Below are 2,115 nucleotides of genomic sequence, written 5' to 3' on the forward strand. Positions count from 1 at the left end.
CGTGCTCGATCAGGGCGAGCAGCAGGTGCTCGGTGCCGATGTAGTTGTGGCCGAGGCGGAGGGCCTCGCGCATGGTGAGTTCCAGCGCCTTCTTGGCGCCGGCGTCGTAGGGGACGAGTTCGGGGGCGTCCTCGACGGCGGGCGGGAGGGCGGCCAGGGCGGCCTCCCGGACGGCGTCGAGGGTGATGCCGCTGGTGACGATGTAGGCGGCGGCGAGGCCGTCGGGCTCGGCGAGCAGGCCGAGCACCAGGTGCTCGGTGCGGACCTCGCCGCTGTGCGCGTCCTTGGCGGCCTGGTGGGCGGCCATCACCACGTTGCGGGCGCGCGGGGTGAAGCGGTTGAAGCCCTGCGCGGTGTCGATCTCGGTGACCTCGCCGGGGTCCTTGGGGACGAAGCGCTTCTGGGCGGCCTGGCGGGTGACGCCCATGCTGCGGCCGATGTCGGTCCAGGAGGCGCCGGAGCGGCGGGCCTGGTCGACGAAGTGGCCGATCAGGTGGTCGGCGACGTCGCCGAGGTGGTCGGCGACCAGCACCGCGCCGGACAGCTGGTCGAGCGCTTCGGGGTACGACTTCTTGATGCCCTCGATCAGGTCGTCGAGCCGGACGGAGGGCTTGTTCGATCCAGTGGTGTCAGCCATGAGGCAACCTTAGGTTGACAGTCGGCGGGCGTCAACCTCGGGTTGACAGTCAGCTGCGAGGCCGGTTCCTACTCGCCGGTAGGGGGTGTTTCGGCCGAGTTCACCCACCCGCCGTCCGCTGTCTTGTCCGCGTCACGCGGGCCCGAGTTGACTGCGCGACACCGACCGGCCCTCACCCACCGGAGACCCGATGACCGCGCTCCGCGCCGCCCGCACCGCCGCCGTACTCGCCCTCGCCGCAACCCTGTTGACGTCCACCCAGGGCGCCGCCCGTGCCGAGGGCGCGCCCGCCGCCGTCGCCCCGCTGGACGTGCTCAGCTACAACACCTTCCTGATAAGCACCTCGCTCTACCCGAACTGGGGCCAGGCGCAGCGCGCCCTGGCCATCGCCGACGCCGAGTTCTTCCGGGGCCACGACGTGGTCGTCCTGCAGGAGGCGTTCGACAACGCGGCCTCGGACGCGCTGGCGGCGAGGGCGGCGGCCGCCTACCCGTACCGCACGCCGGTGGTGGGCCGCTCGACCTCCGGGTGGGACGCGACGTCCGGCGGCTACAGCGCCCTGACGCCGGAGGACGGCGGGGTGCTGCTGCTGAGCAGGTGGCCGATCCTGCGCAAGGAGCAGTACGTGTTCGAGGACGCCTGCGGGTCGGACCGGTGGTCGAACAAGGGGTTCGTCTACGCGCGGATCAACGTGGCCGGGCAGCTCACCCACGTGGTCGGCACGCACCTGCAGTCCACCGACTCCGGCTGCGCGAGCGGGCAGGCGGCGGACGTCCGGGCCGAGCAGTTGCGGGCGGTGCGGGCGTTCCTGGACGCCCGGCGGATCCCGGCGGACGAGCCGGTCGTGCTGGCCGGCGACCTGAACGTCGACTCGCACGGCGGCGAGTACCCGGCGCTGCTGGCCAACGGCGACCTGGCCCCGGCGACGGCGCGCACCGGCTGGGCGAACTCCTTCGACCCGGTAGACAACTCGATCGCGGCCTACCGGTACCCGGGCGAGCCGAAGGAGGACCTGGACTACGTGCTGTACCGGGCCGACCACGCCCGCCCGCAGCAGTACGCGAACACGGTGCACCGCTTCCACTCCGCGCCGTGGACGGTGAGCAGTTGGGGCACCTCGTACACCTACACCGACCTGTCGGACCACTACCCGCTGCTGGCGGGCTGAGCCCGGACGGCCCGAAGGCCGGGACGCAGCGCTGGCGGAATCCCCAATTCCTTGACAGGGTACGCACGTTGTCACCACCATGGGCGCCAGTCGCCGCGGGCCGCGGCCGGCCGCCCCCACACCGTGAGGAGACAGACGTGCGCAAGATGACGATCCGCAAGTCCAGCACCGTCGCACTGACCGGGAACACCCGCCGGCTCTGGTTCGAGTGGTGCTGGTAGTCCGCACGCAGCACTGACACCGGCGGCGCGCCCGGGGCGGGAGCGTCCCGGGCGCGGCCACCCCCCGCGGGACCCCGACGGGCCCGGGC

General features: G+C 72.6%; 2 protein-coding genes. One reads left to right on the forward strand and one right to left on the reverse strand.

The window, feature by feature from the left end; all coding sequences use genetic code 11:
• Nucleotides 1-637: Clp protease N-terminal domain-containing protein (locus ACFUEL_RS38920; RefSeq protein ID WP_380242823.1), on the reverse strand; the 637-nt coding region annotated here is incomplete at its 3' end.
• 190 nt (nt 638-827) lie between these two features.
• Between ACFUEL_RS38920 and sph the strand changes: the two genes are divergently transcribed.
• Nucleotides 828-1,805 (forward strand): sphingomyelin phosphodiesterase, encoded by a 978-nt coding sequence (gene sph / locus ACFUEL_RS38925; RefSeq protein WP_380242825.1) that lies wholly within the window; start codon nt 828-830, stop codon nt 1,803-1,805.
• Nucleotides 1,806-2,115 lie beyond the last annotated feature (310 nt).

The sequence above is a fragment of the Kitasatospora sp. NPDC057198 genome (assembly GCF_042670125.1).
GTDB lineage: Bacteria > Actinomycetota > Actinomycetes > Streptomycetales > Streptomycetaceae > Kitasatospora.